This is a genomic window from Trebonia sp. (assembly GCF_049794275.1).
GTDB lineage: Bacteria > Actinomycetota > Actinomycetes > Streptosporangiales > Streptosporangiaceae > Trebonia.
In genome coordinates this window covers 1-5,408 of sequence record NZ_JBARCR010000767.1, presented here as the reverse complement: position 1 = coordinate 5,408, position 5,408 = coordinate 1, and the positions used below count along the sequence as shown (strand labels likewise).

Below are 5,408 nucleotides of genomic sequence, written 5' to 3'. Positions count from 1 at the left end.
CGTCCCGGCTAGCTGAGGGCGCGGGCGCGGCGCAGCACCTCGGGCTCGCCGATGGCGGCGCAGACCTGGCCCAGGTCGGGGCTGCGCCGGGAGCCGGTGAGCAGCACCCGGATCACCTGCGATACGTCGGCGATCGAGCCGGGGTAAGCGTCCGGGTTCTTCCTGTACTCCTTATTGCTCGGCGCGAAGCCGAGCCTGGCGGAGAGTTCGCGGACCTGCTCGAACCAGGCCGGGCCGGGATCGAGCGGCTTATAACCGTCGGCGAAACCCGACCCGATCACGCGGACCATGTCCGGGTCGAGGCCGCCGAACCTTGGGTCGGCCGGGTCGGTGACGGGCTCGAAGATTTCCGGGAAGAAGAACCCGTAGACCGGGCGGAACTCCGCCCACCGGCGCAGGTCCTTGCGCGGGTTGTCGGCGCCCTCACGCTCGACGGCCAGCGCCCGCAGCGCCAGGTCCCGCTCCGCGCGCAGCACGCTGGCCAGGTCAGGATCGTAGCCGTCCGCCCACGGCAGCACCCGGTCCAGTATCTCCGCGCCGGGCAGCGTGCTCACGAAGTCGGCGCAGATGTCGTCCAGCTTCACCAGGTCGAGCAGCGGGCCAGCGACGCCGAACTCTGACAGCCGCAGCGGGGTGGCCAGCGCCTCGGGCAGCGGCATCTCGGCGAGCCTGCCGTTGGCCAGGCCGCGCAGGTAGTACCGCACCGCCTCCACCGGGATGCCCTGCTCGATGTAGTAGCCGACGCTGGCTTCCGGGTCCCTGCGTTTGGACAGCTTGCGGCGGCTGCCGCCGTCCTGCTTCATCAGGGGCGCGACGTGCGCGTACGGGATCCGGGGGAAACCCAGCGCGTCGAACAGCTGGTGGTGCAGCGGCACCGAGGACAGCCACTCTTCGCCGCGGATCACCAGCGTTACCCGCATCAGGTGATCGTCCACGGCGTGCGCGAAGTGGTAGGTAGGCAACCGGAGCGGCTGATCGCTGCTCTTGAGGATCACCACGTCGTTGCGGTTGTCGTCCTGGGTGATCTCGCCGCGGATCTCGTCGGTGAAGCTGACCCGGCGGCCGCCGGCGCCCGGTGACCTGAAGCGCACCACGTAGGGGGCGCCCACGGCGAGCCGCTCGCGCACCTCCTCCTCGGCGGCATCCCGCCAGATCGCCCACTCGCCGTAGTAGCCGGGCAGCGCTCCGGTCGCGCGCTGCCTCGCGACGCGCGCCTCGCCCTGCTCCTTGGTCTCGAAGCACGGGTACGCCTTGCCCTGCCGCATCAGTTCCCTGACGTACGTCAGGTAGATCTGGCCGCGTTCCGACTGGGCGTAGGGGCCGTAGCCGCCCGTCTCGCCGCCCTCATCGGGCCCGATGCCGAAGTAGTCAAAGGCGGCCTCGAACTGGCTGGCCGCCTCGGGGTCGAACCGGGACTGATCGGTGTCCTCGATGCGGACCAGGTAGACGCCGCCGGAGTGGTGCGCGATGTCCTGGTCGACGCTGGCCGTGAACACGCCGCCGATGTGCAGCCAGCCGGTCGGGCTCGGCGCGAACCTGGTGACCTCGGCGCCGGACGGCAGCTCGCGGGGCGGGTACCGCCGCGCCCAGTGCCCGGGGGCGGGCAGCTCGGACGGGAACAGCGAGTCGACCAGTTCCTGGCTCAGCATGGATTGAGCCTACTCGGCGGGCGGCGCAGGTAAGGGAACCGCGCCCGGTGCGCCGGAGCAGGCTCTGGCGGGAACTGCCGGTACTCGTCGAACCGTGCCGTGATAGTGCCGGGCAGCCAGGACCGCGGCCGCTGGCCCGCGACGTCGGTCAGCATGGTGAGCACTTCGGCGGCCGTGGGCCGCCGCCCGGGATCGGCCGTCAGGCAGGCCTTCAGCGTCGGCAGCAGCGCGGCAGGACAGCCGGCCAGGTCCGGCTCGCCGGCCTCTTCTCCCGCCGCGATCATGTCCGCGGGGCAGGTGTGCCACGGCGACCGGCCAGTCGCGGCGTAGAACGCCGCGTTGCCGAGCTGGAACACATCGTCGGCGGGCGGCGCGACACCGGTGGTCAGCGCGGCCTTGCTGATGGCGAAGTCGGTGAGTGCGGGGCCGCCGGGTTCGAGCAGCACGTTCCCGGGAGTGACCGACTGGTGGGCCAGCCCGGCGCCGTGCAGCGGCACCAGCGCGCGGGCGACGTCGAGGGTGATCCAGATGACGGCCGCGGCGGGCAGCGGCCCGGTCTCGGCCACCGTCTCGGCCAGCGACGGGCCGAGGACCAGGACACTCGCGACCCACGGCCGGCCTGATTCGGTATCCGCGTCCACGGCGTGCGCGATGTGCGCGCCGCGCACCACCCGCGCGGCCAGCGCCCCCGCCGTGAGGCGGCGCTGGGCGCCGGCGTCGGCGACCAGTTCCTGGCGGAACCTCTTCACCGCGACCCAGCCGCCGCCGGGGCCCGGGCGGGGATGGCCGAGGTAGACCCGGCCCGCGGGACCGTCGCCGAGCCACGCCGCGATGCGGTAGCCGCCGATCTCGCACGGGTCGTCGGCGCGCAGCGGCCGGTAGGCAGGCGCGCCCCACTGCCGGGCGGATACCCATATCCAGGCGGGCCCGGTGAATTCCTTGGCGACGACGCTCACCCGGTTGAACTGAGATCCCGGAATTCCCGGATATCCCGGCCTGATTACTGTGGCGTACACCTGATCCGATATCGCGACGGCGAGATCGGCGCTGGGATAGGCGGCCAATGCGGCGCGCAGTGGCGCGCTGCCGACCAAACGGTTCGTGTCCACGATCATTGGGCCGCCAAAACCGGCCGCGCTCTGCTCGACCAGGCCGACGCCAACCGCCATCCGCAGCCGGATACGGTCGACGCTCCGCACGTTATCCGCGCCGAGGTTCGCGGCCAGCGACCGGATGAGCACCGGCAACACCACGGTTGGATCGACGTCGGCGGGCAGCACCACGTTGATGCCGTCTCCGGTCCACTCGTGGTCGACACTGCCGAGGTCCATCCCGCATTCGGCGAGCGAATCGACCACAAGCAGCGGAAGCCGCCGCTGCACCTCGTTCTGCGCCGGCGCGGAACGCGTGCCGTAGCCGGCGACATCCAATACGAATCCTATTCGGAGTTTACGTCCGTAGCCTTGCCCCCGGGGCTCGGCGGCCACGCCGTCTGCCATTTCCCCCACCCCATGTCCCCTTATGTGAAAGAGTAATGGGTAGCCCTCTTCTCCGGAAAGGCTGAGACAGACTGAAATAGCTTGATTCGACAACGGATTCAGTTGTGTCCGCTACCGCTTGCGCAGACCTGGCAAAATACTGACGTGTCCCTTCCGCTATCTCCGCACTCCACGCCGCCGCCGCACCGAGCCGCCGCGGCCTCACCCGACCGCGTCAACTGGCCGCCGCAAAGCCTGGTCGCCCAGCTGACCGAACCGGAGCGCATCGCGCTGCTCGCCGCGGGCAGCCCGGTCAAGTTCCCCGACGACGGCATCCTGGTGCTCCAGGGCGATCCCGGCGACGGGCTCTATGTGCTGACCGACGGCATGGTCAAGGTCACTGTCGCCGCCGAGAGCGGCACCGAGACGATGCTGGCCGTCCGGTCCCGCGGTGACCTCATCGGCGAGTTCGCCGTGCTCGACGGCGAACCGCGTACCGCCACCGCCCGTGCGGTCGGCGCGGTCTCCGCGATCAGGATCAGCCGGGCCCGGTTCACCGAGTTCGGCCAGCGGTATCCCGCGGCGCAGACCACCATCACCAAGTCCCTGGTCGCCAAGATGCGGGCCGCGACGGAGCGGCACGCGGCCGAGCGCACCTGCGGTGCCAGGGAACGGGTCGCCCAGGTGCTGTATGAGCTGGCGGAGGACTACGGGGAGCAGGCCGGGGACGGCGCGGTGGTGATTCCGCTGCTCATCACCCAGTCGGAGCTTGGCGAGCTGGCCGGAGTCGCGGTGTCGACCACCGAGCGGGTGCTCGGCGATCTGCGCAAAGAGGGCGTCATCGCGACCAGGTACAGGAAGATCGCCATCCGCGACATGTCCTTCCTCGGCGCCCTCCGATTTTCCTGACACGATCGCGCTGAATCCATCACCAGAGGGTTTGCCTGCTGGCGCGGTCGCCTACAGTCGTGCTCGCGGAGAAACATGTCCTTGCGGAGGGACATCAGAGCGGCCGGGCGCAGGCACCTTGCGGGCGGCCGCTCTTCTCCGTGCTACCGGGGGCCGCAGTGCCCGGGGGAGCGGTAGCGGGGATCGCGCACGGGGGCCGCGACCCCCATTGGCCCGACCGTGGCGGATGCCTCCGAGTCCCGCGTGGGCTACCATGGGCGAGCGAAGGGGAGTAGCTCCGACGCCGGGTGCCGACAATCTCGGCCCAGCGCTTGTCAGCGATCGAGCGCGGGCCCGGTTCCCGGGGGGTCGTAACCGCCCGCACGGGCTGTGACGACCTGAGTGAGACCTTCGGCCGAGCAGCATGCTGCCGTGCCGGAGGTCCCGGGTTCGCCCGGCGGTAGCCGGCCGGCCCGACATATGGAGCGCCCCCCGGATGAGCCTCACCGTGGCACTGACCAGCTTCCTGGCCGTGCTGCCCGCCGAACTCCCTGACAAGACCGTGCTGGCCTGCCTGATCCTGAGCAGCAGGTACCGGCCGTGGTACGTGTTCGTCGGCGCCGCCGCCGCGTTCACGGCCCAGGTGGCGCTGGCTGTCGCCGCGGGCGGAGCGCTCAGCCTGCTGCCGCACCGTGCGGTGGAAGCGCTGGCCGCCGCCGCGTTCCTGGCCGGGGCGGTGCTGCTCTGGCGGCAGAGCCGCGGTGACGATAAAGAGGACGAGGACGACATCGGCAGGGACGGCCTGCGGAACGGGTTCTGGCCGGTGGCGGCGACGTCGTTCGCGGTGGTGTTCCTCGCCGAGTTCGGTGACCTGACGCAGTTCCTGACTATCAGCCTGGCCGCCCGCTACCACGACCCGCTCGCGGTCGGGGTCGGCGCGACGCTGGCGCTGTGGGTGGCCGCCGGGGCGGCGGTCCTGGTGGGCTGGCGGCTGCTGAAGATCATCCCGGTCAAGTGGCTGACCCGGGTGGCCGCCGTGATCATGCTCGCGCTGGCGGGCACGAGCGCCTGGGCGGCCGCTAGTTAAAAGTCAAGCCGTGACCGTCGACAGAGCCTGCCGGAGCCAGTCCAGGGCGTCGGCGATCCACGGCAGCGCGACCGGGTCGTCGGTGGTGAGCGCTGCCTCCTGCTGCCAGGTGGCCTCCCCGTACAGCCGCGATGTCGCGATCCGCAGCCGCAGCGCCGTCGCCGGGTCGCCGAACTCGCTGCCAGGCAGCGTTCCGATGCCGTAATCGCGCAGCAGCAGCGCCGCCAGCTCCGCGGACGTGGTGACGCCGCGCCGCCGCAGCGCCCCGTGGTGCGCGCCGAAGTCCGGGTACAGGTAGAACGCGCC

The 5,408-nt window shown here is 71.1% G+C and carries 4 protein-coding genes and 1 pseudogene; 2 read left to right on the top strand and 3 right to left on the bottom strand.

Features of this window, described 5'->3' with window-relative positions:
* Positions 1 to 8: 8 nt before the first annotated feature.
* The gene (locus tag WA805_RS20060; RefSeq protein WP_422289567.1) at positions 9 to 1,649 is read right to left on the bottom strand and encodes a glutamate--tRNA ligase; all 1,641 of its coding nucleotides are present in this window, start codon (positions 1,647 to 1,649) and stop codon (positions 9 to 11) included.
* The gene (locus tag WA805_RS20055; RefSeq protein ID WP_425243093.1) at positions 1,643 to 3,079 is read right to left on the bottom strand and encodes a serine/threonine protein kinase; all 1,437 of its coding nucleotides are present in this window, start codon (positions 3,077 to 3,079) and stop codon (positions 1,643 to 1,645) included. The genes WA805_RS20060 and WA805_RS20055 overlap by 7 nt, the downstream gene beginning before the upstream one ends.
* Before the next feature lie 213 nt (positions 3,080 to 3,292).
* Here WA805_RS20055 and WA805_RS20050 point away from each other — a divergent pair, with 213 nt between their 5' ends.
* Together WA805_RS20050 and WA805_RS20045 are read left to right on the top strand one after the other, a co-directional pair.
* Positions 3,293 to 4,036, top strand: coding sequence for a Crp/Fnr family transcriptional regulator (locus WA805_RS20050; protein ID WP_422281476.1), 744 nt, complete (start codon positions 3,293 to 3,295; stop codon positions 4,034 to 4,036).
* A gap of 475 nt (positions 4,037 to 4,511) precedes the next feature.
* A complete protein-coding gene (locus WA805_RS20045) occupies positions 4,512 to 5,102 on the top strand; it encodes a TMEM165/GDT1 family protein (RefSeq protein WP_422281474.1) in 591 nt (196 codons plus the stop codon).
* A gap of 3 nt (positions 5,103 to 5,105) precedes the next feature.
* Here the strand turns inward: WA805_RS20045 and WA805_RS20040 are convergent.
* Positions 5,106 to 5,408: pseudogene (locus WA805_RS20040) on the bottom strand (pyridoxal phosphate-dependent aminotransferase); the annotation flags it as partial.